The sequence below is a fragment of the Acetobacter orientalis genome (assembly GCF_000963965.1).
Lineage (GTDB): Bacteria > Pseudomonadota > Alphaproteobacteria > Acetobacterales > Acetobacteraceae > Acetobacter > Acetobacter orientalis.
In genome coordinates this window covers 42126-66651 of sequence record NZ_BAMX01000007.1, presented here as the reverse complement: position 1 = coordinate 66651, position 24526 = coordinate 42126, and the positions used below count along the sequence as shown (strand labels likewise).

Below are 24526 nucleotides of genomic sequence, written 5' to 3'. Positions count from 1 at the left end.
TTACAAGTCTACAGTCTTAACGGAATCATACTCTATGAAGACCACCCTCTCGCTGAAACCTGCGGAGGTGACGAAGAACTGGATCCTGATCGATGCCGAAGGCCTCGCTCTTGGTCGTCTTGCTGTCATCATCGCTAACCGTCTGCGCGGCAAGCACAAAGCCCAGTTCACACCACACGTTGACTGCGGCGACCACGTTGTTGTCATCAACGCTGAAAAAGTGGCTCTGACAGGCAACAAAGCTGGCCAGAAGCTGTTTCACTACCACACGGGTTACCCCGGCGGTATCAAGACTCGCACCATTGCACAGCGTCTGGGTGGCAAAAACCCTGACCACGTTGTGGTTAAAGCTGTTGAGCGCATGATCACCCGTGGCCCGCTGCAGCGTCAGCAGATGCGCAGCCTCCATGTTTATGCTGGTGCAGAACACCCGCACGACGGCCAGCAGCCTCAGAAGCTGGACGTTGCGGCGCTGAACCGCAAAAACGTTGTTAACGCGCAGAAAGGCTGAGCATCATGTCTGAAACTCAGGAACGTACAGGCACGCTGGCAGATCTGAAGGGCGTTGTTGCAACCGCTCCAGAAGCACCTGTTTATGAAGTCAAGCGCGATGCGCAGGGCCGTTCTTACGCAACCGGTCGTCGTAAAGACGCAGTAGCACGCGTATGGATTAAGCCCGGCAAAGGCGACATCACAGTTAATGGCCGTCCGGTTGGCACCTATTTTGCTCGCCCGGTTCTGCGTATGCTGCTGACCCAGCCTTTCCTTGTGGCTGACCGTTACAACCAGTTTGACGTTGTCTGCACCGTTACCGGTGGCGGTCTGTCCGGTCAGGCTGGTGCAGTGCGTCACGGCATTAGCCGTGCACTGACCCACTACGAACCCGCTCTGCGTAGCATCCTTAAGGCTGCTGGCTTCCTGACCCGTGACTCTCGTCAGGTTGAACGTAAGAAATACGGTCGTGCAAAAGCTCGTCGTTCTTTCCAGTTCAGCAAACGCTGATCTATCAGAACGCAGCATTTGCTACGCCAAAAAGGCGGGAGAGGGTTTCCTCTCCCGCCTTTTTTGTGCGTTTTGTTTGTGGTTGTTTGTGCCGCTCTACAAAAGAGCTCAGCGCAGCAGGTCGTCTTGTCATTATTCCACTTTCTGGCGTAATGGCTTGGCGGGGGACGTTTACTGCGTCTCATTACCTTCGCTTACAAGCTGAGCTGGGTTAGGCCGCTCTTTATAAAACGACTATTCCAAACCTATCGAGGCAGCTTTTTAATTGCCCTGTGAATAAAAATGTAGGTTTGGGCCAGCTTTAGGCGTCACGACAAAGCAGAAAAAAGAGGACGGATAGCTCCTCCCATTTCAGCCTAAAGTGTAAGTCTACTGCTGTAGCAGAGGGCATTGTTCCTGCCTGCGTTTGCTGGTGGCCAACGCACAAACTGCGTAGTGTTATTGGCACGCTTATAAAACGCCACTCTATTTGGTTACGGTGTGTAGCCGAATAGAGTGCTCGTTTTATGAGCTGCCGCACCACGTCTGTATTATTAAGATTGTAACAGATACATGCGCATTATTGTTAAAAATCTGAGGCTACATTTTCATTGTAAGTGTGTTTTGTAATCTGCCAGTTTAGTTTGTGTATCTTTGGCTAATTTCACTACATCTGTGTTCTGAGATGTAATAATTTCAGTGCTCAAAATAGGCTGTATGAGAGTATGCGTACGTATAACTGCTCTGGTATACGCCTTATCAAATGCTGTGCCATGTAAACGCTGGGTTTTGCTAATAAAGGCATGGCTTTTAGCATCAGGTTTATCTGTTAAGGTCAGGGCATGTGCTGTTGCCAGCTTGGTCAATTGTGCCTGCGTGTCTGTAATGTCTTTAGCCATGGTGGTGCCCAATAGAGCAATGTCGCTACGGCCGGCATTGGTTTTGGCGCTATTTGCCAATGCCAGTAGGGTCATGTTGGCTTCGTTCAGTTTTTGTAAAAAAGCAGAATCAGCCGGGGTAAACGGTGCGGGCTTGGCAAGAGCTGGCAATGGTGGCGTCTCTGGGTAGCCAGCGGTACAGGCTGTAAGTGCGCATACAGTTACAATAAAACCAGAGCGCGTCCAAAATTTGCGATAAGATGGCAATAGCATAGCAGGCAGTTTCTCCCTCTTTACGTTTCTTTGGTACGTCTGTTTTTGTTTGGTAATAAAGTGTTTATCAAGCTTTAAAACCGCGCAAAGTCCCAGATAAGAATACAGGATACCAATTTTTCTTATAGTGTTTTCATGATGGAATGTATAAATTTCAAAAGCAATAGTTAAATTAAAAAATACATTTTATGTTTATAAATTTATATGAAATTTTCAAGACCTGCAAATTTCTATAGAAAATAAACTTTATTTCTACTTTTGTTTAATTTATTATTACTCTTGCTTCTTTTATAACGTACGCAGTAATTTTGTTAAAGTAAGCGCACCATTTAGCCTGTGCGTTCAGAGTAAGATATGGAGACCTTCCAAACAATGAACCGTCGCCTTCTGAGTGCGCTCGCCGTTTCTCCGTTATTTATGAGTTTAAGTGGGTGTGGGTATTTTGACTCACGTGCGGCCCATAAAGCACAAGTCACCATGATAGGTATGACCTCTTACGACCTGCAGGCTTGTGCTGGCATTCCCAGCGCAACCAAGCAACTTAACGACACAACGCAAATTTTCACGTACACAGGCACTCAGCCACAGCTAAGCTACGGTGGCTCAACCCTTATCCCAATCGGAGATATTGTGACCACAATCCAAAATCTTGGTGGGGGTGGGGGTACAAGTTGTACAGCCGTCATCCGTCTCGACCACGATCGGGTGTCAGATGTGCATTATACGGGTAATAACGATGAGATTATTGGCACAGATGGTATTTGTTCCATCATAACCCGCGGGTGTGCACGCCAGCCTGAAGGTACTATGAAACGTTCAACCGGTAGTCTATTATTCGGCCCGGTTTCCGCTTTTCACCCACCTACAACGCCTAATCAAACTTCTACGGCTACGTATTCTCAACAGTCTGGGACTGTTATTCTTAATACTGAAGAAAAATCTAAAAAACCAGCCATTATACCAAATTCAAGTTATTAATTATTGTTTCCATATGAGCGTGTATTCTTAAATATTCACGCTCATAGGCTAACACTAAATAATATTTTTAATATTATTTAGTGTTCTTTGATGGAATTTAGGATTCGTTTTTTGCGAGAGAAGGTGAGGCTTACTGTAGTGTTGATTGCGACCGCGGCCATGTGAGGTTATAGCTCATATTTCTTATTTATTTTACAATAATTATGAGATTTCACAAATATATATACCATAAAGTCGTGCATTTTCTATACGTGTTTATCGCAAAATTGGTTTTATTTTCTGTTATTGTTCTGTGATTACATAGGGTAGAATCACACACGGAACATGGCGTTTGAGGTTCAGGCTGCTTTTGTTAGTTCAATATGATGGGAAAAACTCTTTGGGAGCATGAAGGCTGTCGCTCTGTAAGCTCTCAGGTGTGTTGTGTCGAGTATTAGCGGTCTGGAACGGCTCCATCGAATGACGCAATTATAGAAGGTTTTATGCGCATTGTAGCTTTCCACGGTACCATTTCATTGAAAAGCATTTAATATCAAGTGCATAGCTTCCATTTGGAAGCATGAGGGTCATTCACATACGGAAACCCATATGGCAGCGGGAAAAAGTGCTTGATTCGTTTTATTATACCTAGCGCTCAGACAGTAAGAATGTATAATTTATAAAACTACTCACCACCGTAAGTCTGTAAATTATAATAATTCGATTAGCTCGGCGAGCTAACAAACCTTGAGATTAGTTACTGTAAGTGCATGAATTTTTCTTTAAAATTTGCATTTTTTGAAATCTTTTGTTAATTAAGCGTAGACAAGATTTACATAATGTAATTACTGTGGATAGTTTTATTTTTGCTACGTCGGTCGTGCTTATATTTTTTTGGTGAAATGCTGTGTTGGTTGCTAGGGAGTGCCATCGTCCGTTCTGATCGTAGAGGGATATGAGGCAGGGCGTTCTACAATAGTGTTATTTTCTTACAAGCAACGATGTTATGCTGGAACTCAGTAAGATTTAAAGGGGCGTTATGGACTTTCCTCTTGTAAATGCTGTCTTGGCTGGGGTGCCAGATGCTCCGCCTAATGAGGCAAGTGATATTTCGGCTTTAAAGGCTGCTGTACAAGAGCCTGGTTTGAAATATAAAGAATTTGATAATGTAGATCTTTTGCCAGCACGGCATGCTTCAGAAGCTGTGGAGAATCCGCCCAAAGAGGCGGATATTGTGCCGCCGAATCCTTTAACGTCAGATCATTTGGAAAAAATATTTAGTTCCAAGGAGTCCGAGGCTGGTGCTGTGCGTGGCTTTGCATCTTTCACAAAGCCCGTTACGCCATCTTCTTCGGGCGTTCAGGCAAAAAAAATGGACGAGAAAAATATGAAGCAACAACCTTTACGTGATGTTTTTGCTTTTCTTGCTGGGAGGCAGTCAGATGCCAGACCTGCAACAAGTTTACGAGATATTTTTCGTTAATTTTTTGGCTTTAATAGTTTAACATTTATGTCAAAGTGTTTTTCATGCCTCTAATTTGTTGTGTTTCTCCTAAAGGTGGTGTGGGTAAAACCATGATTGCGGCTAATTTAGCTATGGGGTTGGCTAATAGACGTCGTTTTCAAGTTATAGCTGTGGACTTTGATCCACAGAACATGCTGCGTCTTCATTTGGGCGGAGACCTATCTGATGGGCATGGCTTTGTCGGTTTATTTGAAAAGGCTGGTAATTGGGGTGATGCTCTAAGGCAAGATCAGAAGAGTGGTGTGGTCACACTCCCATATGGACAGCTTTCTACTAAACAGACTCTTGCAACGGATGGTATTTTAGCGCAGCGGCCTGACTTATTATGGAAGCCTTTACTGCGTATGGCTGCGGCACCAGATATGGTCGTCATTATTGATACGCCACCGGGGCCATCAGTAATGACACAGGCAATTCTACCTTATGCAGACTTGTTATTGACAGTATTGGCTGCTGATACGGCATCTGTTGTTTTGTATGGCGATATTGCTTCAGGAAAGACGTATTCAGAGGTGAAATCTGAACGGCGTCGATATGTCATCAACCAATTTGATCCTGTGAGCCGGTTGGGTAAGGCAATTGGGCAAGGACTCACTGACAAAATGGGACAATCCCTTTTGGGGAAAGTGCATCGCGATGAGCATGTTACTGAAGCTCTGGCAATGCAACAATCCGTTTCTGGGTATGCTCCCTCATCACGCGCAGCATTGGATTTGAATTTAATATCTGAGCGCGTAAGTCATTATCTGGAAAATTTACGATGAAATTATTTGATAGAATTGAAGAGTTAATTTTTTCATCTAAAAAATTTGGTAAAGTCACACGCTTTTTTATTATATTTTTAGCCGTATTTTCTTTAACTGTAGTGATATTTGCTCGACTTTCTGCAGAAGGGCAAATTGTTGTGGGTATACTTGGTATTCTCATTTTTTATATATTAAATAGAAGGCATGACGAAACTGCAGCTTTATATTTAAAAATTCTTTCTGTTGTTGTCTCTTTAAGATATTTAAGTTGGCGTTTAATCGATACTCTAGATTTTCAAACGCCCTTTCAGGCTACTCTTGGTATTATTCTGGCTCTGGCAGAATTCTATGCGTTTATGATGCTTGTCTTGACGTATTTTCAAACTATTCATCCGCTTGAAAGAAAGCCTGCCCCTCTACCAGATAACACGACACACTGGCCAACAATCGATGTGTATATCCCGACATATAATGAAGAACTTAATATTGTACGTGTCACTGCGCTTGCATGTGCTTCAATGGATTGGCCAGCAGACAAGCTCAATGTGTATATTCTTGATGATGGACACCGTGTAGAGTTTCAGCAATTTGCTGAACAAGCAGGTATTGGTTATATCAGTCGGGCAGACAACTCTCATGCTAAAGCAGGCAATCTAAACCATGCGATGGGTATAACCGATGGTGAGTTAATTGCCATTTTCGATTGCGACCATATACCGTGCCGCGCATTTTTACAAACAACTGTAGGCTGGTTTGTTGCTGACCCTAATATTGGTTTGCTGCAAACGCCTCATCATTTTTATTCTCCAGATCCTTTTCAGCGTAATTTGGCTAATGGTGCCCGTGTCCCACCTGAAGGGAATAGTTTTTATGGTCTCCTTCAGCCAGGAAATGATTTTTGGAATGCAACGTTTTTTTGTGGTTCTTGCGCTGTTATTCGCCGTACTGCTTTGCAAGAAGTTGGGGGTATTGCAACTGAAACAGTAACAGAGGATGCGCATACCGCGCTTAAATTACAGAGGCGTGGTTGGGCTACTTCCTATCTAAAAATGCCATTAGCAGGCGGTTTGGCAACAGAGCGTTTGATTTTGCATGTGGGTCAAAGAATGCGCTGGGCTCGTGGAATGCTACAAATTCTACGAACAGATAACCCATTGTTTGGAAAAGGCCTCAGTTTACCGCAACGTGTCTGCTATTTTTCTGCGATGGTTGGGTTTCTTTTTGCAATTCCACGTCTCATTTTCTTGGCATCTCCTTTGTGCTTTTTAGTTTTTAACCAGACGCTTATTGCAGCATCGCCACTAACACTTTTTGCTTATGTATTCCCTCATTTTTTTCATTGTATTTTTACCTCTGCACGTATGAATAAAAATTGGCGGTACTCGTTTTGGGGGGAAATATACGAAACAACCCTTGCCTTGTTTCTTGTGCGTGTCACTCTTGTTACTTTAATGTTCCCTAAATTGGGAAAATTCAATGTTACTGACAAAGGTGGTACAATTAAGCATTCTTATTTGGACTGGCAGGCAGTATATCCCAATGTTATTCTTCTTAGTCTAATGTTCTTAAGTATGCTTTACGGTTTTTATAGATTAATAATGTTCGAAAATTCTCAAGTGGTTTTTAATGCTTTGTGTCTGAATGAAGTATGGATTGCTGTGAGCATTATAACACTTTTACTGGCGATTGCTGTAGGGCATGAATCACGGCAAATACGTGGTAACGCTCGTATTCGGGTTCACTTACCTGTTACGCTTCGTACTACTGAGGGGCGTTTATTTTCTACACACATACTCGATGTTTCTGCTGGTGGTAGCCAGATAAAAATTCCTGAAGGAAGCAACAATTTTTTCGAAAATGGTCAAACTGTTTTTGTTTTTGCAGACGATGAAACCCTCAAAGGTAAGATTGCTTGGGTAGGTCAGAAATCGATTGGTTTAGATTGGCAGTATTCTTCCTTACGCGAAGAGGCTCAAGTTATTCGCTATGTGTTTGGTCGAGCAGATGTTTGGACGAGTTGGGCTGACTATCCTTTAGACCGACCATTGCGGAGTTTATGGTTAGCTATCAGTAGTATACGTAGTTTGTGGTTAGTTGATAATAAGCCAGCCAGTGCAGGTAGGCACCTTCCATTAGCGGCTACTCGTAATAATCAAGTATTGAAATTAGAAGACAAAAAAGCACAAGAGCGAAAGGCTGTAATCGTGACGCCTAAAAAAATGCTGCAATGCTTTGCTTTTTTTTTAATGGGTACTATTTTTACCAGTGTTTCCCAAGCGCAGCCTTTACCAACCCATGTAGAAAGTAATACTCCTACTGCATCAAGTGGTGGGCCTGTTGCTGATGGTGAACCACCATTACCAAACATGGATGTGAGTAATCCAGTCTCAGACCAGTCTCTCACTTTAGGGACGCCTGTTGCCAATACAGCCATGCCTACGTTGGTTGGTACGAGTACAAAAAATTGGACCCTGCAAGAATTTGGCACGGGGGCAGTTTTGAGAATGACACCATTTGCGGCTATCCAAGGTGTGCCGTTTAGTTTGCCTAGAGGTAAACTCGTTACAGATGCTGAGCTTGATTTATCGGGCGCTTTGTCTCCAGCATTGCTGCCTAATGTGAGCAGTGTAACTATACAACTTAATGACCAATATGTCGGAACAGTACCAGTTACTTCAGGGCGTTCTGCTTTTGGGCCATTAAAATTCAAGATAAACCCATTTTTCTTTCAGCAAAAAAATGTGCTTAATTTTGTTTTTTCTGGCCAATACACGGAAAATTGCGGGAACGAAATAAGTCCTGTTCTCTGGGCGCAAGTCTCTGGGCAGTCTCGTTTGTCAGTTACAACAGCTCCTTTGCCACCAAAGCGCTTATTTTCATCTCTTCCATCACCTTTTTTAGACACAGACGTTGTAAAGCGAGCTGTTGTTCCTTTTGTTTTACCTGAAAAAATCTCGGCAGATAATTCTGAAGGGCGAGGTGTTCTTAAAGCAGCAGCGGTTATTGCATCGTGGTTTGGTAAACAGGCAGACTTTCATCACGTAACGTTTCCTGTGTCTTATAAACTCTCAGGGGTGAGTGATGCTGTTGTCGTGGGTACAGCCAATACTCTGCCTAATAGTTTAGGGAAAAGCTTATCTGTTTCGGGCCCGCTTATAACAGAAATAGCTAGCCCATTAGATGCTAATGCAACATTGCTTGTAATTACAGGGCGAAATGACGCAGAGGTTCTGCAAGCAGCAAATACACTCGCCTACACATCTGGTATGTTGGGGGATGTATCGCGGGCTGGTGCTGCTGATATTAAGCTTGCTCCTCGGAAGCCTTATGATGCTCCTGCATTTTTACCAACAGATCGAGTGGTAAAATTTGGAGAATTGGTGAGTCAGAGCGCATTAAGAGGGCACGGGTATGTTCCCGGTACACTCGCAATACCGTTTCGTATAGCTCCTGATTTATACACATGGCGCGAGAGACCATTTTCTTCAAAATTTAGTTTTAGCCCTCCTATGGGTAATCTAATTGACCTTAGCCTGTCTCGGGTTGATGTAAGCTTAAATGGTGTATATCTCCATAGTTTCCCGTGGTCTTTACCTGAAAAATGGCCCTCTTGGCTGGCAGCGTTGCTGCCCGCACGCTCGACATTGCAACAGCACCATGTTGAAATACCCGTATGGGGTGTCTATGGCCAGAATGAACTGAATTTTTATTTTGATGGTAGACCCATGGCACGTCGGGACTGCAGTGCTATGGCGCAGGATCTTTCATTGGAATTAAATCCAGATTCTTATTTGGATCTGCGCCGTGCGTACCATCTTGCCACGTTGCCGAACTTAGCACTTTTCGCCAACAGCGGTTTTCCGTTCACAAAAATGGCTGATTTGTCGGAAACAGCTATTGTCCTACCAGATCGTGCAGGCGCAGGCGTTTTAACAGCTTATCTCGATTTAGCCGGTCTTTTTGGATCTTACACGTGGTTGCCTATTTCTGGGGTGGATATCGTGCCATCTCGAGAAGCAGAAACAATAAAAAATAAAGATATTATCGCTATTGGTCTTGCATCTGGTGGAGTGCAAACATTGGGCGAGGGAGGGGCGTCATTATTGCGCGCATCTCCTTACCAACTTGAAGGTGATAAAATAAGTTTAAAAGAGCGAAGCATCTTGAATGGTTTACGATATATGTTTGCCAATGAGGTACGCCAAGGCAGCCAGACCGTTACTTTCCAAGGTAGTGTTTCTCTTGAATCGAGTGCGGCACTGATTAGTGCTCAGTCTCCGCTGGCATCGGGCCGTTCTGTGGTTGTACTTGTAGCGGGTAATCCACAAGGGTTGAATACGCTTATAAATACGATTGAAGACCCTACACTTGAAAGGGGTATCCAAGGAGATCTAACCTTCGTTGCGGGAAATACAATTTCTGCTTCAAGAAGTGGTCCAACCTTTACGGTTGGTAATGCCCCTATTTGGATCTGGATAGACTGGTATTTCAGTGAGCATCCATTACGTGTTATTATTCTAGCAGTCTTAAGTATCTTGGTCTTAGGGAGTATATTGAAAAAGCTGCTAGCGGCTCATGCAGCTAAACGTCAAGCTTATCTGCGTGCAAACGAAGCGGAGGAATAGTTGCTAGTATGAAGTATTTCGCTGCACTCGGATTGGGCGTTGTTAGCTTTGGTGGTATTGCCGTACCTGCCTCTTGGGCCGAGCCATTGGATATGCCAAAATCAGCATCAGTTGATGTTGGTGCTTTACTGTTGCAACGTGCACAGTATTGGCATGATCACCAACAAATGGATAATGCTCGGCAGACCCTAGCGCAGGCTGCACATCTTTCTCCAAATAATCCACATATTTTAGAGCTGCAAGCACAATGGGCGCACGAAGATAACGATGCTGCGGGTATGCAAAATGCCTTGCAGGCTTTGCGTGCACGTTTTCCTGGCACTCCTGAGATGCAGCGTATTACGTCCAAACTTGCTACAGATGACGATGCGGTTATTGATGTCTCTGAAGCCCGTAGTTTGGCTCAAGCTGGAGAAACTAGTGCAGCAGCTGCCGCGTATCGTAAATTATTTCCTAATGGTCCGTCACCGGCGTATGCTGTTGAATACTATGAAACTATGGCGGGTGCTGTTGGGTATCGAGATAAAGGGCGTTTGGGGCTTAAGCAACTTGTTGCGCAAAGCCCCAATAATATGGATGCCCAAATTGCTTATGCCGAGGTGCTTACATGGCGGCCTGCGACGCGTAATGAAGGGCTGCAACGCTTACAGCAGCTTGCCAACATCCATGGGCTTTCTGATCGCCAAAAGACATCTATTGAGCATGCGTGGAGCGAAGCATTACATTGGTTGGCGGAAACACCTGAGAGTGTGACGGCGTATGATGCATGGTTAAAAATTCACCCGCAGGATACTGATATTCTTGCTATTCGTAAGCGTGCAGAATTAGCTGAATCAGAGAATGCAGTATTAAGTCGTACTCAAGGGTATCAGGCTCTCGCAAATGATGGTGTGGCTGATGCAGACACTTATTTTTCTCAAGCTGTAGCAGAGCGTCCCTCAGATGCAGATGCTTTAGGCGGGCTGGGTTTAGTACGCATGCGTCAAGGGCGCATGCAAGAAGCCGCTGACCTTCTACAAAAAGCAACGCAGGCTGACCCCCAAACAGCCAACAAATGGTCTTCAGCCTTAGCTGCTGCGCAGGTATCTGCCACTTATGGTCAGGTAAAGCCTTTAATACAGTCAGGTAACTACGCTGCTGCGAAAAATGCTCTTCAAAAAGCTATAGAATTAGATCCGCACCAAGCTGGTCTATTAACCTTGTCTGGAGATGTTTCCAAAAAAGAAGGAAATATTTCTGAGGCTGAAAGTTGGTATCGTCAGGCATTGGCTATACAACCCAGCAATGTTGGTGCTTTGCAAGGGCTTTATGGCATATTGCGGAACACAGCACGTAGCAGTGAACTAGCCCAAGTGGAAAAACAATTGGCTAGCGTGTCTCCAGACTATGCGAAAAGAATAGAAGATGCTGATTTGCTTAAAAAAGCAGAAAATGTCAGTAATTTAGACGAAAAAATAGATCTATTACGCCGTGCAGTTGCGAATACCCCGCATGATGCATGGGCTAATTTGCATTTGGCGCAAGCACTTTTGGCGGCTGGAAATAAAGCAGAAGCAAGGCAGACTATGGAGCCTATGTTATCAGCTCAAAGAGGTGCATCTTCCGCTACAATACAGGCGGGTATCTTTTTTGCAAACCAAACCCATGACACAGAGACAGTAGAACGCTTACTGCAAATTTTGCCAAGGCAAAGTATGAATGCAGATATTCGTCAGATATCAGAACGGCTAAAATTCCAGAAAATGGTTGATAGTGCACCAGAGGATCCACAGGAGGCGCGGCTATATTTTAGTCGTATGGCACAACAAAGTGGTGTGGACAAAAGTGGTATGCGCGGAGACCTGATGGCTAGAGCCTTGCTAAAACGAGGAGATGCGACCGGTGCAGTAGGTTTGTTGCGTGAGCTGCTAAGTCGTTCTTCTGTTCCTTCAGTTGGGCAGCGGATTACATACGCAGGTGTTATGATTGAGGCACGCCAACCTCAGGCAGCTCGCCGGGTTCTAGCTGGATTGGAAGAAACTTCACTCACTCTTGATGAGCGTAAATCTTTGCAGGGATTGCGCGATGGATTGGCGATTCAGTCTGCTGATCATCTTAATGAAGAAGGCAAGCGTGCGGAAGCATATGATGCGCTGGCTCCAGCTTTGAGAAAAGGAGAAGCGCCAGCACAACTTGCGTTATCACGGTTATATCAGTCCAATCATAATTTAGAAAAAGCGCTGTCTGTAACACGGGCTGTTCTGTTACAAAATCCTGATGATTTAGACGCACGCTTACAAGCCATAAGGTTGTGTGTAGAGCTGGATTCTATGGCGCAAGCACGAGAAGATCTAGACTTAATGCGTGAGCAAGCTCCGTCTGACCCACGTACATGGGTTGGGGCATCTGTAGTAGCAAAAGCCGCAGGTAAGTGGTCTGAAGCGTTAGATGCTTTGGCACAGGCCCGTATTCTTCGTCTGGAAAGTATCGGAACACCAATTGAGGTGCAGGAAGATGAAAATCCTTTCCTAAACGACAATTCAAAGGCTCGAGCCACAGCTGCAGCAGACCCAATGTTGGCTGCAATTGATCAGGAAATTGAAACGACAGGAAAAGCTTATGCGCCCTATTTAGATATCGGGCCAGTTTTTAATATGCGCAGCGGCAATGGGTATAGTAAATTAGCGAACGTAGCTCTTCCTATATTGGGCTCTATACAAGTTGGTGGTGGACGTTTTAACGCTTCTATTACACCAGTGTCTCTTTCTTCTGGTACAATTACGCAAGATTATGCCCAGCATTTCTCTGGTGGGAATGTTGCTGGTGCAGCACTAAAAGCTGGATATGATTGGCGTTGGTTGAAAGCGGATATAGGAACTACTCCATTAGGATTCGCAACAACAAATATTGTTGGCGGATTACAATTTTTCTTACCTCTTACGGATAATCTTCATTTTAATTTTGGTTTCGAGCGTCGTAATATTACTGACAGTGTGGTGGCGTATTCAGGTATAAAAAATAAAGAGACCGGCCAGAAGTGGGGCGGCGTTATGAAAAATCATGCACAAATGCAGTTAGCATATGATGTAGATGGTTTTAACCTTTACGCTGGGACAGGCTATTCTTATCTTGATGGTAAAAATACACGTACAAACGAGGAGTACGAAGCCAGTTTAGGTGGCTCTGCTGTTGTCTACAAGGATGATATGCAGGAGGTGAGACTGGGAACTGATATGATGTGGTTCCGGTTCGACAATAATCAGTATGTTCTTCCAGATTCTTATGCACCGCTTTCTAATTTATTGGTGAACGGGCAAGTAGATAGCTATGGTTATGGCGGTTATTTTTCACCGCAATCGTTCTTTTCGATCAGTGTGCCTGTCTCTTACAGGGGGCAGGTTGATAAATGGATGTGGGATACCGGTGCTCGGTTGGGTTATCAGACTTATCATTCACGCGCCGTTGCTGGTGTAAACGCCATTAGTCAATCCGGCCTTATTGGAGGGGCGCATGCTAATGTCTTTTATCAGGTAACCCCTATGTTGCGTTTTGGCGCTAATTTGGAATACCAGAAAGCTGGACCATGGAATCAGTTTATAGCTGGCGTTTCGGCACATTATACATTTCTGAATAGTAAATGAAAGTTTCTTGATTATGTCACTCTTTATTCAGGAATTTGCTCGTAGTTTTGATGCTCAGGTTGGGCGGGATGGGGGAGAACGCTTTCTAAAGGATGTGGGACGTCAGATGGCCACACGCCTATCACTTCCAGCTTGTGCGACTATGGACGCACTCGAACGTGAAATGAATGCTGCTCTTGCTTTAATACAGTGGGGAAGTGTCATTCTAGATATTGATACCTCAGATAGAAAACTTGTGCTAAAGCATACAGGTATCCCTACAGTGGCGAGTGTAGGAGAGCCATCTGGGTATTGGTTAGCACCTGTGCTTGCTGGACTGTATTCTGTATGGTTAGAGCAACAGCCTGATGCACTCCCAGATGCACGTATCAGTTGGGCGGTGGAATCAGATGTAAATAATATTCAACTTGTCATGCTAACGTATGGGCATTAGGCGAGTCATGCTCGTTGTAGATAAAAAGGAAGAACAATGAATCCCTTGCTTGCTGGTCTGACTATCCTAATGATTGGTGATAGTCATTTAACCTTTAAAAATACATTGCTTGCTAATCTGCCAGAAGCATTTGTGGCGCAAGGGGCTAAGGTCGTAACATACGGCTTATGTTCTTCAAAACCAGAAGATTGGGTTGATGAAAAGCCCGTCAATGCGTGTGGCTACACTCAACGTATTGGCACAGAACATATTACCCTTTCTATGAATAAAAATGATGCGCCGCCCAATGTTCAGACTCTCATTCAACAATGGCACCCCGACGCGGTGATCGTTGTGTTTGGAGATGCAATGGCTGGTTATAATCAGCCTCAAATGCCAACTGATTGGATAAAAGATCAAGTTCATGCGTTGGTCGAAAATATTGGCTCAACAAAATGTATTTGGGTTGGCCCAACATGGGGGCATTATAACCCGCGCTATGGTAAAACAGATGCGCGTACGCAGGAATTAGCTGCTCTTTTGAATAAAGAGGTTCAGCCTTGCCATTATATTGATTCAACAAAATTATTGGATCAGAAAAGTATCGCAACAGAAGATGGTCTTCATTTGACAACGTCTGATTATACAAAATGGGGCAATCAACTAGTTAAAACAATTGATCCGCTTTTATCAAATAAATAGTGATTATATAATGCAACATACGCGCCACCCTATTATTTCACGACGTAGCCTTCTTGTCTCCGGGGTCTTGTCTCCTTTTGCAATGCAAGAAGGGTATGCTCAGTCTGTAGATGATTGGGCATGGTACGCTGCCCAATTCATGCGTGATGATGGGAGAATTATTGATAATGGTAATGGATACCAATCGCATACCGAAGGCCAAGGGTATGGTATGTTGTTTGCACAGGCTAACGACGACAAAAAAGCCTTTGAGAAAATTTTTTCATGGACAGAAAAAAATCTGAAGCTCTCCAACTGTGCTTTGCATGCGTGGCACTACCTCCCTACATCTCCAGTGAAAGTGCCAGATTCTAACAATGCAACAGATGGAGATTTGTTGATTGCTCTGGCTCTTACATTTGCTGGATATCGGTGGCAGCGGAATGATTTTCTGAAAGCTGCTCATGATATTTATAAAGATGTGCGCCAAAAACTGGTTCAAAAAATTGGCGGTTTATATGTTTTAATGCCAGGATTAACGGGCTTCACAAACCAAAGTGGTGTTGTTGTTAATTTATCTTATTATGTTATGCCGTCTTTACTGCTCGCAACAGGCTTAGATGATGCGAAAATGTGGCAGTCTATTATGCGTAATGGTTTGGCACTTGTTCGCAATGGACGTTTTGGTCGTTGGAAATTACCACCAGATTGGTTGCAGGTCGCTGCGCACTCGGGGCATTTGTCTATAGCAGATCAGCACCCTCCACGTTTCTCATACGATGCTGTGCGTGTTCCTCTTTATCTTGCATGGGCTGGTCAATTAGGTAGTGACCTTATGGCTGGCTTTGAAAATTATTGGACAGCATGGCCAGCGAATAATTTACCTGCATGGGTTGACTTAAAAACGGGAGAACGCTCACCTTACAATGCGCCTCTTGGTTTTTATTCTGTTGGCGGTGCTTGTGATTTTGGTCAGATGAGAGCCGCTATGCCTTCTGTACAAAAGAATGATAATTATTATTCTGCTTCATTAAGTATGTTGGCAGGTTTAGTAAGTCAGCAGTTTGGTGCAGATATTATGGCAGCGCATAGTCGGAATTTCTTGCGTTAAGAATATATCACATGGTTATTTAAAATTTCGCGAAGCATTATTGAAGGATTTTAACATCAATCATTATAAGAATGATATTGCTCATCTATTGTTACGGCATTCTAAACTTAATTTTTGTTTAGTTCGTCGGCTATCAAATTGATGGATACTAAAAAGCATAGCTATGATACATTTCTATATCTTGGCTACATAAAGTTGTTTAACCTATGGCGAAACGCATCATTGTTACGGGAGCTGCCGGATTTATAGGCAGTAATATTATACGCGCTCTTAATCAGAGAGGGCTATTAGATATTATTGCCGTTGATAATCTAACTAATGGTGAAAAGGCGCGTAATCTTGTTGATCTTTCGTTGAGTGATTATCAGGATAAACAAGGGTTTTATGATGCTTTGTTAAATGGTTATTTTGGTGAAATTGATACTATTTTTCATGAAGGCGCGTGTTCTTCTACTATAGAAAAAGATGGCCGCTATATGATGGCGAATAACTATGAAAATAGTAAAAAATTATTGCAGTATTGCCATAATACGGGTGCTCGTTTGTTGTATGCTTCTAGTGCTGCAACATATGGAGCATCTTCCGTTTTCCAAGAGAATGCTATTTATGAACAGCCTTTGAATGTGTATGGCTATTCAAAATTGTTGTTCGATCAAATAGTGAGAAAAAGCATTCCAAATTTGAAATCCCAAGTTGCAGGGTTTCGTTATTTTAATGTTTATGGCCCATACGAACAACATAAAGGTGGTATGGCTTCTGTCGCATACCATAATTTTGAGCAATTCATGTCAGAAGGTCGTGTAAAATTATTTGGTGCATACGCGCATTGTAAGTCTGGCGAGCAAATGCGTGATTTCATTTACGTTAAAGATCTTGTGGCTGCTAAACTTTGGTTTTTTGATCATCCTGAACATAGTGGTATTTTTAATCTTGGTACAGGTAAAGCGCAGCCATTTAATGACATTGCTTTAAATACGGTGAATACAATACGTACCTTAATGGGCTTAGCCCCATTATCTTTAGCAGAAATGGTGACACAAGATATTTTGCATTATATTCCGTTTCCAGCACATCTTCATGGAAAATATCAGTACTTTACACAAGCTGACATGTCTCATTTCCGTTCTACTGGATGCGAGATTATTTTTCGCGATGTTGCACAGGGTGTAGCAGATTATACTAAATTTCTATATACGCAGCATCAGAGTTCATTTCCGAATATTAGCATGAAATAAAAAATATGAATTTGTTTTTTGATAAATGGCTTCATGAAAAGAATAATTTCTATGATTAATACTTTAAATTTTGGACGTTTGGTGGTTATTGGGGACCTCCTTCTGGATCAATATGTATTGGGTTCAGTAAAGCGTATTTCTCCTGAAGCGCCGGTACCTGTGCTGCTGAAAACGCACCAGAAAATTGTTCCTGGTGGAGCGGCAAACGTAGCAGTGAATGCTGCAGCACTAGGTTGCTCTGTGGCATTAGTTGGCGTAGTGGGAGCAGATAAAAATGCGACAGAGCTTAAGCATGCACTAAGTGTGTGGCCTTCAATTGATGTACAAGGGGTCGTGGAGCAACAGGGTTGGTCTACTATTTCTAAAATGCGTGTTCTTAGTGGACAACAGCAAATTGTACGTATTGATGAAGAAATGATTATTGAGTTCTCACAAGAAACACAAAATCGTTTGATTAAAGCTTGTATAGCTGCATTAGAAACAGCCGATGTGTTGATTTGCTCAGATTATGCAAAGGGTGTTTTATCCGAGAATATACTACAAAATGTGATTACATACGCACGATCAAAAAATATTCCTGTCATTGTAGATCCTAAGCGGGATAATTTTGCTTGTTATCGGGGGGCCTCACTTATTACGCCCAATCGGGCGGAAATGGAGCGAGCTACAGGCTTATCGTTGCGTACTAATCAAGAAGTTGAGCAAGCCGCAAGAGTGGCATCAGAGCAGTTTGGTGGAGACGTGCTGGTTACGCGCTCAGAAGAAGGTATGAGTCTGTGGCAGCGTAATGGGCATATAAAACATGAAGTGGCGCACAAATCTGAGGTCTATGATGTTTCAGGGGCTGGAGATACTGTAATTGCAACAATTGCTAGCGTAATCTCGGCTAAAAAAGATATTGATACAGCAGTAGTTATTGCTACAGTTGCAGCGTCTATTGCTGTGAGTAAGCTTGGTACAGCAGTCGTTACACAGAGTGAACTGAGCCAAAAACTCCGGAGTGATATAGGTGATAATACTATTCTTGTACCTTTAGAACGCGCTCAAGAGATCGTGCAGAACTGGCAAGAGCATGGTGCCTCTGTTGTTTTTACAAACGGATGCTTTGATTTAGTTCATCCTGGACATATTTCATTAATTCATAAAGCGGCACAGTTTGGAGATAAATTAGTGGTCGCGTTAAATAGCGACGCTTCAGTTCGTCGTTTGAAAGGTGATACTCGTCCTGTGCAGAGTGAAAGAGCCAGAGCCGCGGTTGTGGGAGCTTTACGGGACGTAGATATGGTTATTATTTTTGAAGAAGATACCCCATTAGAAGTAATTTCTGCGCTAAAGCCAAATGTCCTAGTTAAAGGTTCTGATTATACAGAAGATACCGTGGTGGGAAGTGAATTTGTAAAATCTTCTGGTGGACGGGTTGAGTTGGTTACCCTCATTGAGGGCCATTCTACAAGTAGTTTAGTGCAGAAAATGGCTAAAATAACTTAACGTATACTATTGATACGATGTGAGCGCATAATGCGAAAAAATATTCACGTGCTCTGGAAAAATTGGTTACCAAATAAGGCTTTGCCGCTATGGAGCCGTAAAGGCTACGACCCAGTACGCCGTTTATATTATGAGCGCTTGACGTATACTGCAACACCGGTAGTGTTGCCAGAGTTACGCCTAATGGTGCAAGCACGGCAAATTGCAACATTTTGTCGCGCACAGTTGGATGGTGTTTTTTATGCTGCAGAGGATGCGTTGCATTGCCTTACTGAAGTCGAAAGGCGCTATTGGCGATGTGATGGGCAAGCAGGCTGGATATTTTCGTTAGCAGAGAATGATGCTCCGGCTAGTACAGTAAGAGATCTTTATGCGCATGCTTTTATTCTTTTTGCTTACGCTTGGGCTTATCGACTAACGTCTGATAAACGTTTATTGCTCACGGTAAGGCAAACGATTGCAGAAGTTGAAAATATTTTTCAAGCACCTAATGGTGGCTTTATAAATAGTGTACCACAAAAAGAGACTATACGTAGTCAAAACCCGCATATGCATTTATTAGAAGCATATCTTGCTCTTTTTGAGGTTACGGCAGACCAATTTTACCTTGATCGTGCGCAAGGGCTGGTCAGTTTAGCACTCAATAAGTTTATTTGCCTTCAATCTGGCTTTCTCCTCGAGTTTTTTACAAAAGGATGGAAGCCCAAAGAACCTTTTGGGGAAAATATAGTAGAGCCGGGCCATCTTTTTGAATGGTCATGGTTATTGCAAGAAACCCTGCGCTTATGCCCAGACGTACGCCAAAAAGATGCCATTATTACTACAGCCGAGCGTTTATACGATCTTGGATTGCGCTATGGGGTGATGCAGCAAAGCGTGTGCGATGCCATAAACGAGTGCGGGCATATAATTGAGGCCAATACACGTATTTGGCCCCAAACTGAGCTTATACGGTTATTGGCGAGTAGGCGGCATAAAACGCATGAAGAGCATGCTATGTTGCATGGCATAACGGCACGGTTTTTTACATCTTATGCTCCACAAACACTAGATGGGGGCTGGATTGATCGTTTGTCAGAACAGGGGCAGCCGCTAGTAGACTATATGCCTGCTAGCTCTCTGTATCATATTTATGGAGCGGCAAGAGAGTTCTGTGCTGCTCCATAATGTTTTAGAAAATAGCATTCACGGCAAACTGGGGTGAGGCCTGAATGCTTTTGTTGTGTCCGGCAAAGTAGAAAGATGAGCCAATAATAACGCCCCAATGGGCGTTCCAGTTATATTCAAACGCTGGGGCTATTTGCCAGTCGCTTCCGGCGGAGCCGGTAGTGTTTTTGTAATGGCCGTTGGCATCATAGCCACGCACTTTAGAGCCATTTGACCAGTCACGTGCCAAGTCCATTGCCAGAACCCATTTTTGGCTAAGGGCATACTCTAAAGAAAACCCTGTTTGGCCGCTCATGCCAGGTTGGCCACGGCCTTGAAAACCATGTGCTGTGCCGTAGCTAGTTGTGTCTACAAGTTTGGCTGACGTAACTGCTCTACGGAACCAGTTCCAGACACGCAACCTTAGTTCATGATTGCCGGGTAGGGTGTAGGTAGATTGCTCAGTGATAGCAAAACGGAACACATAGGCACCGCTACCTACACCATCCTGGGAATCTCCTAGTTTGTTGTAATCACCGGTAGGGAAGATCATGCCAACAAATAAGTTGAGTGCAGGAATGTAACGTTTAGGGTCTGGGCGTAGAAAGCGGTAAATTAAGTCAACGGGAATGTCTCCCACTTTTGGCCCATGAGAATGACCCTTGCCATTTTTCCAGCCATAATCAACCACTGTATGCACCTGAATGCTCAGGTCTGGTAAAATGCCGTATTTCCAGAGTGTTGAATTTGCAAACATACGCTGCATAGGGTGTGCTGCAGGGCGTGCGCCGCCGCGTGCATCAAAGTACCCCATAGGCTGACTATAAGAAAAATAGGGTTCTACGTTAAGAATGTTTTTTCTTGTTGTGCCTGATGGAGAAACCAAAGACCCTGTGTACCACTGGTCAGCTTGAGCTGAAGAGATGGTAGCTACAGAAAAAATAGAAAAAATAATCGATTTTTTCAGTATCATTTTTTTATTATTCTGTCGGTTATTTTTACATTTAAAACGCATGTTGAAGCCTGTGGTACCTTATCAAGCAAAGGCATGATATCAAAAACGTAGCGCGCTGCTTGGTAAAAGCCATAAAGCTTCAAACCTAGTAGCGCGCTTGCTCATTGCATGGAGTAAGAGTTTCTATCTCACGTGACGAAACACTCTTGCGTGCAAGAGTTAGGCGTTTTTGGATGAAAACTGCTGGTAGTATTCATCAACCATTTTACGGAGAGCTCGGCCAATAGCAGCATACTGGAACTCGTTCAGGTTTGCGAGCGAGGCACGCGCAGCTGGGCGCACGCCGCCAAAACCTGAACCGGGTAGCAGCACGATGCCGGTTTCATCTGCTATACGGAATAGAATTTCACCTGTGCCTGCTTGTTTGAGCATCCATGCTGCAAAGTCTGCCCCATGCAGGGCGCGGCAGGTATCTTCCAGGTCAATCAGGGTATAGTAGTCAACCGCGTTGGCATCTTCAGAGGGTTTAACACCCAGCTCGCGATACAAGGCGGCTTCACGGCGGCGGATTACACTTTTGAGGGTCGCTTTATACCGGTCTTCTTGATCAATAAGCGCGAAGAGGGAGAAAAGCACCATCTGCACTTGTTGTGGTGTAGAAAGGCCAGCTGTGTGGTTAAGGGCCACAGCGCGGCTGTCTGCTACAAGCCGATCAATAAATTTAACGGCAGCAACGTCTGTTGTTAGGCTGGCATAGCGTTTATCTAGAGCCTGCTTTGTGTCTGCTGGAAGCTGGGCCAGTTTGGTGTCAAGCACGTTGTCTTTGTGCATACCAATAACGCCAAGGCGCCAGCCAGTTGCCCCGAAATATTTAGAGAAAGAGTAAACAAGAATAGTGTTACGTGGGCAAACAGCATAAAGAGAGCGGAAACCGTCAGCAAACGTGCCATAGACATCATCTGTCAGGATCATCAGATCAGGGCGTTCTTGAACGATGGCTGCCACTTTTTCCAAAGAGGCATCGTTCATTTTAACAGATGGCGGATTGCTCGGGTTTACACAGAAGAAGATTTTAATGGCTGGGTCACGGAGTTTTTCCAGCTCACTTTCAGGGTATTGCCAGTCAAGCGCTGGGTCTGCCTGAATAGCAACAACTTCTAGCCCGTATTCTTCCAGTTGTGGAATTTCAATATAGGGCGAGAAGATAGGCATACCAATGGCAACTTTATCACCCTTACAAACAAGGCCGTTTTGTTTGAGAGAGTTGAAAATATACGCCATGGCGGCGGTGCCGCCTTCTGTCGCAAAAAAATCTGTAGAGTCGAGGGGGAGTTCTCCTCCAACCATTTCGCGCAGGACGTATTGGCCAACAATTTTTTCACTTAAAGTTAGCATACGGGGCGGGGTAGGGTAGTAGCAGCCCAGAATGCCTTCAACCATTTCCAGCAAAAATGTATCGGCTGGTAGGCCCATTTGGTCGCGCACGTAGCTTAATGCAGAGCCAAGCAGGGTGGCTTCTTCCTGCCCCTGATGATCTGCCAAAAAGCGGTCAAAACGGGCTTCAATACCGTCTATGCGCACTGTGCCGCCAAGCCCAGGTGCTAGGTAAGACAAAGAAAGGCGTGCTTCTGTCAGGGCAAATTGGCCCAGCAGAAAAAAAGCACCACGAGGCAATGTGGCCAGAAAATTAGGGTTGCCACGGCCAGCATTGAGCATAACGCGGTCTGCTTTAGACGACGCAAGGCTGATAAGAGTGTCTTTAAGTTCGAAGGGGCTAAGGTTGCTGTATTTTGAATAATCAAGAGACATAGTGCTTTATCCTTTATAAGTATTTTTTAGGAAAAGGCGACAACAAGTGGGCCGAGCAGGGTCAACAGCACGTTTGCCACGGCGTAGGTAATGGCAAAGGGAGTGGTTGGTACGGCATTGCCTGCCTTGTTCAACACTTCCCCAAAGGCCGGGTTGGCACTGCGTGAACCCGCCAGAGCGCCAGCAAAAACTGCGGTATTGTCGTACCGCAGTACATAGCGACCAAACAGCATAGTAAGAGTGAGGGGTAAGAGGGTAACCACAACACCCAGTAGAAAAAGGGTAATGCCGTGCTGCATAATGGTTTGTATGGCTTGTTGGCCACTTTGCAGGCCTGTAACCGCCACAAATCCAGCCAGTCCAATATCCACCAACAATGCAGATGCGGCTGTTGGCATGTTGCCTTTAAGAGGGTGGCGGTTTTGATACCAACCAAACAGCAGGCCAGAAAGAAGAGCACCCCCGCCACTGCCTAAAGTGAGCGGAATAGACCCCAAATGCACAACCCCCAACCCAATAAGCAAACCGAGTGCTACACCTAAGGAGTGGAAAATGAGGTCTGTTTTGATGCTAGGCACCAGAATAGTGCCAATTTGTGCGGCTACACGCTGCACATCTTCTGATGTGCCGAGTAGTGTCACAATATCTCCGGCCTGCACTGTCATGTCGGGAGAGGCTGGAAGGGTTTTGCCGTCTCGCAAAAACGCGACCAAATATACCCCGTGGCGCGCAGCAGATGAAAGAGATTGCGCGCACTCATGCACCGTTTTGCCTGTAAAGTCGGGGCGGGACAAAACCACATTGCGGCGTAGCAGAGAGAGGCTCATGCCGGGCACATCGCCCAGTTCCTGACCCAACTTTTGCCCTGTTGCCAGTACGTTGGTGCGTTGCCCAACCAGCAGCACCTGATCATCTGCGTTTAGGGTGAAATCAGGGCTGATGCTGGTTGTTTTGCCATTGCGTAGAACTTGTTCGACAACAACGCCAGACGCCCAGCTTTCGACCTCGGCAATCGTGAGGCCAGCCTGTGCAACACGGTAGACACGCCCAACTAATGTTGGCAGGGCAGTGACCTCACCTTCCCCTAATACATGTACACCGCCAGCCTGCTCGGCCTCGGCTTTAAGGGCATCGTCACGAATGCTGCGCTTCATCAGCCAAGGCAGCACATTAATACAGAGTAGAATGGGGCCAATCGAACCAAAAATATAGGTTACAGCATACCCGACAGCGACATTCCCCTGTAGCTGCTGCACTTGTGCCAGTGGCAGGCCAAGTTTCTCCAAAGAAGAACCAGCCGTACCAATAATAGCAGATTGCGTGAGCCCACCAGCCGCTAACCCGGCCGAAAGTCCTTTGTCGAGATGGAAAAGGCGTGCCACGGCCACAACGGTAAGCAGGCCGGACAGGGCTAGAACAACCGCCATTAAAATTTCGCGCAAGGACTGCCGCCCAAGAGAGCGAAAGAACTGAGGCCCGCTTTGATAACCCACGGCATAGATAAAGAGGGCAAACAAAACGTTTTTAATGCCCGAATCAATATGAACGCCGACTTGGCTAATAAGCACAGCAGCAAGCAGAGAGCCTGCTACGCCACCGAGCTGGAATGAACCAAAGCGGAAACGTCCAATCCAGCACCCAATAACAAGGGCAAGGAACAGGGCAATTTCCGGGCACGCTCCAAACAGATTGGATAGAGAATGAGTGAGTGCGTGCAAAATGAGGTTCCTTAAAGTTTATCTAATTACAGAAAGAGCGTTTATATAAAAATCACATATAGTAAATTGACGAGAATCAATAGTCCTCACTTTATGGCTAATAATTATGTTTCTATATAATAATTATTACGGGTTAAAAACTTATTTATTTCATTAATATGGTTGTTGTTCCTAATAATATTAACAATATAAATTTTAAGTTTTATTTTTATTGAATAAGTAAAGATGAGTATTTGAAACACAATAAAAAAATTAAAGCGCCATAAAATTAGGTTTCGATCCATTGCATGTTTAAATAAAAAAATAATTCAAACAAGTTTATAATATTATTAAATAATCATATATTGTTATAAGATATATGGAGTA

The 24526-nt window shown here is 44.3% G+C and carries 17 protein-coding genes; 13 read left to right on the top strand and 4 right to left on the bottom strand.

Annotated elements, in window-relative coordinates:
• The first annotated feature begins 34 nt into the window (after nucleotides 1-34).
• Nucleotides 35-511 carry a 50S ribosomal protein L13 gene (rplM, locus tag Abor_RS02965; RefSeq protein ID WP_048840354.1) on the top strand — a complete coding sequence of 159 codons (477 nt, stop codon included), beginning with the start codon at nucleotides 35-37 and terminating at the stop codon, nucleotides 509-511.
• Between the two features lie 5 nt (nucleotides 512-516).
• Entirely contained in the window at nucleotides 517-1002 is a 486-nt protein-coding gene (rpsI, locus tag Abor_RS02960) for a 30S ribosomal protein S9 (RefSeq protein WP_048840353.1), read from the top strand.
• 587 nt (nucleotides 1003-1589) lie between these two features.
• Here rpsI and Abor_RS02955 read toward each other — a convergent pair.
• Complete coding sequence (locus Abor_RS02955; protein WP_048840352.1) at nucleotides 1590-2132, bottom strand: DUF4142 domain-containing protein; 543 nt, start codon at nucleotides 2130-2132, stop codon at nucleotides 1590-1592.
• A 477-nt stretch (nucleotides 2133-2609) separates the two neighbouring features.
• Between Abor_RS02955 and Abor_RS02950 the strand changes: the two genes are divergently transcribed.
• The 11 genes from Abor_RS02950 to Abor_RS02900 all read left to right on the top strand — a co-directional run bounded on the left by Abor_RS02950 (nucleotide 2610) and on the right by Abor_RS02900 (nucleotide 19699).
• On the top strand, nucleotides 2610-3110 hold the full coding sequence (locus tag Abor_RS02950; RefSeq protein ID WP_048840410.1) for a hypothetical protein: 501 nt from the start codon (nucleotides 2610-2612) through the stop codon (nucleotides 3108-3110).
• A 1018-nt stretch (nucleotides 3111-4128) separates the two neighbouring features.
• Nucleotides 4129-4572, top strand: a complete 444-nt coding sequence (locus Abor_RS02945) for a hypothetical protein (RefSeq protein ID WP_048840351.1) — start codon at nucleotides 4129-4131, stop codon at nucleotides 4570-4572.
• Between the two features lie 44 nt (nucleotides 4573-4616).
• Entirely contained in the window at nucleotides 4617-5378 is a 762-nt protein-coding gene (gene bcsQ / locus Abor_RS02940) for a cellulose biosynthesis protein BcsQ (RefSeq protein ID WP_084594334.1), read from the top strand.
• Complete coding sequence (gene bcsA, locus Abor_RS02935; protein WP_048840349.1) at nucleotides 5375-9985, top strand: UDP-forming cellulose synthase catalytic subunit; 4611 nt, start codon at nucleotides 5375-5377, stop codon at nucleotides 9983-9985. Before bcsQ ends, bcsA begins: the two co-directional genes overlap by 4 nt.
• A gap of 8 nt (nucleotides 9986-9993) precedes the next feature.
• Nucleotides 9994-13605 carry a cellulose synthase subunit BcsC-related outer membrane protein gene (locus Abor_RS02930; RefSeq protein ID WP_048840348.1) on the top strand — a complete coding sequence of 1204 codons (3612 nt, stop codon included), beginning with the start codon at nucleotides 9994-9996 and terminating at the stop codon, nucleotides 13603-13605.
• Between the two features lie 13 nt (nucleotides 13606-13618).
• Nucleotides 13619-14038 carry a cellulose biosynthesis protein BcsD gene (gene bcsD / locus Abor_RS02925; RefSeq protein WP_048840347.1) on the top strand — a complete coding sequence of 140 codons (420 nt, stop codon included), beginning with the start codon at nucleotides 13619-13621 and terminating at the stop codon, nucleotides 14036-14038.
• Nucleotides 14039-14074: 36 nt separating this feature from the next.
• Entirely contained in the window at nucleotides 14075-14719 is a 645-nt protein-coding gene (locus Abor_RS02920) for an SGNH/GDSL hydrolase family protein (protein ID WP_048840346.1), read from the top strand.
• A 10-nt stretch (nucleotides 14720-14729) separates the two neighbouring features.
• Entirely contained in the window at nucleotides 14730-15809 is a 1080-nt protein-coding gene (locus Abor_RS02915; protein WP_052946343.1) for a family 8 glycosyl hydrolase, read from the top strand.
• Nucleotides 15810-16015: 206 nt separating this feature from the next.
• Nucleotides 16016-17044 (top strand): ADP-glyceromanno-heptose 6-epimerase, encoded by a 1029-nt coding sequence (gene rfaD, locus Abor_RS02910; RefSeq protein ID WP_048840345.1) that lies wholly within the window; start codon nucleotides 16016-16018, stop codon nucleotides 17042-17044.
• Between the two features lie 51 nt (nucleotides 17045-17095).
• Nucleotides 17096-18532: a D-glycero-beta-D-manno-heptose-7-phosphate kinase gene (gene rfaE1 / locus Abor_RS02905; RefSeq protein WP_048840344.1), complete on the top strand. Its 1437-nt coding sequence runs from the start codon at nucleotides 17096-17098 to the stop codon at nucleotides 18530-18532.
• Nucleotides 18533-18562: 30 nt separating this feature from the next.
• Nucleotides 18563-19699: an AGE family epimerase/isomerase gene (locus tag Abor_RS02900; protein WP_048840343.1), complete on the top strand. Its 1137-nt coding sequence runs from the start codon at nucleotides 18563-18565 to the stop codon at nucleotides 19697-19699.
• Between the two features lie 4 nt (nucleotides 19700-19703).
• Here Abor_RS02900 and Abor_RS02895 read toward each other — a convergent pair whose 3' ends face one another.
• The 3 genes from Abor_RS02895 to aspT all read right to left on the bottom strand — a co-directional run bounded on the left by Abor_RS02895 (nucleotide 19704) and on the right by aspT (nucleotide 24160).
• The gene (locus Abor_RS02895) at nucleotides 19704-20651 is read right to left on the bottom strand and encodes a transporter (RefSeq protein ID WP_232014972.1); all 948 of its coding nucleotides are present in this window, start codon (nucleotides 20649-20651) and stop codon (nucleotides 19704-19706) included.
• A gap of 201 nt (nucleotides 20652-20852) precedes the next feature.
• Nucleotides 20853-22442 carry a bifunctional aspartate transaminase/aspartate 4-decarboxylase gene (locus Abor_RS02890; protein WP_048840342.1) on the bottom strand — a complete coding sequence of 530 codons (1590 nt, stop codon included), beginning with the start codon at nucleotides 22440-22442 and terminating at the stop codon, nucleotides 20853-20855.
• Between the two features lie 26 nt (nucleotides 22443-22468).
• The gene (aspT, locus tag Abor_RS02885) at nucleotides 22469-24160 is read right to left on the bottom strand and encodes an aspartate-alanine antiporter (protein ID WP_048840341.1); all 1692 of its coding nucleotides are present in this window, start codon (nucleotides 24158-24160) and stop codon (nucleotides 22469-22471) included.
• Nucleotides 24161-24526 lie beyond the last annotated feature (366 nt).

Bases quoted from the DNA above. Each gene is read 5' to 3' on its own strand.
- Abor_RS02945 (WP_048840351.1), top strand. From the start codon at position 4,129: ATGGACTTTCCTCTTGTAAATGCTGTCTTGGCTGGGGTGCCAGATGCT.
- Abor_RS02915 (WP_052946343.1), top strand. From the start codon at position 14,730: ATGCAACATACGCGCCACCCTATTATTTCACGACGTAGCCTTCTTGTC.
- Abor_RS02930 (WP_048840348.1), top strand. From the start codon at position 9,994: ATGAAGTATTTCGCTGCACTCGGATTGGGCGTTGTTAGCTTTGGTGGT.
- rfaE1 (WP_048840344.1), top strand. From the start codon at position 17,096: ATGATTAATACTTTAAATTTTGGACGTTTGGTGGTTATTGGGGACCTC.
- bcsQ (WP_084594334.1), top strand. From the start codon at position 4,617: ATGCCTCTAATTTGTTGTGTTTCTCCTAAAGGTGGTGTGGGTAAAACC.
- bcsA (WP_048840349.1), top strand. From the start codon at position 5,375: ATGAAATTATTTGATAGAATTGAAGAGTTAATTTTTTCATCTAAAAAA.
- Abor_RS02900 (WP_048840343.1), top strand. From the start codon at position 18,563: ATGCGAAAAAATATTCACGTGCTCTGGAAAAATTGGTTACCAAATAAG.
- rplM (WP_048840354.1), top strand. From the start codon at position 35: ATGAAGACCACCCTCTCGCTGAAACCTGCGGAGGTGACGAAGAACTGG.
- Abor_RS02920 (WP_048840346.1), top strand. From the start codon at position 14,075: ATGAATCCCTTGCTTGCTGGTCTGACTATCCTAATGATTGGTGATAGT.
- Abor_RS02950 (WP_048840410.1), top strand. From the start codon at position 2,610: ATGATAGGTATGACCTCTTACGACCTGCAGGCTTGTGCTGGCATTCCC.
- Abor_RS02895 (WP_232014972.1), bottom strand. From the start codon at position 20,651: ATGATACTGAAAAAATCGATTATTTTTTCTATTTTTTCTGTAGCTACC.
- Abor_RS02955 (WP_048840352.1), bottom strand. From the start codon at position 2,132: ATGCTATTGCCATCTTATCGCAAATTTTGGACGCGCTCTGGTTTTATT.
- Abor_RS02890 (WP_048840342.1), bottom strand. From the start codon at position 22,442: ATGTCTCTTGATTATTCAAAATACAGCAACCTTAGCCCCTTCGAACTT.
- rpsI (WP_048840353.1), top strand. From the start codon at position 517: ATGTCTGAAACTCAGGAACGTACAGGCACGCTGGCAGATCTGAAGGGC.
- rfaD (WP_048840345.1), top strand. From the start codon at position 16,016: ATGGCGAAACGCATCATTGTTACGGGAGCTGCCGGATTTATAGGCAGT.
- bcsD (WP_048840347.1), top strand. From the start codon at position 13,619: ATGTCACTCTTTATTCAGGAATTTGCTCGTAGTTTTGATGCTCAGGTT.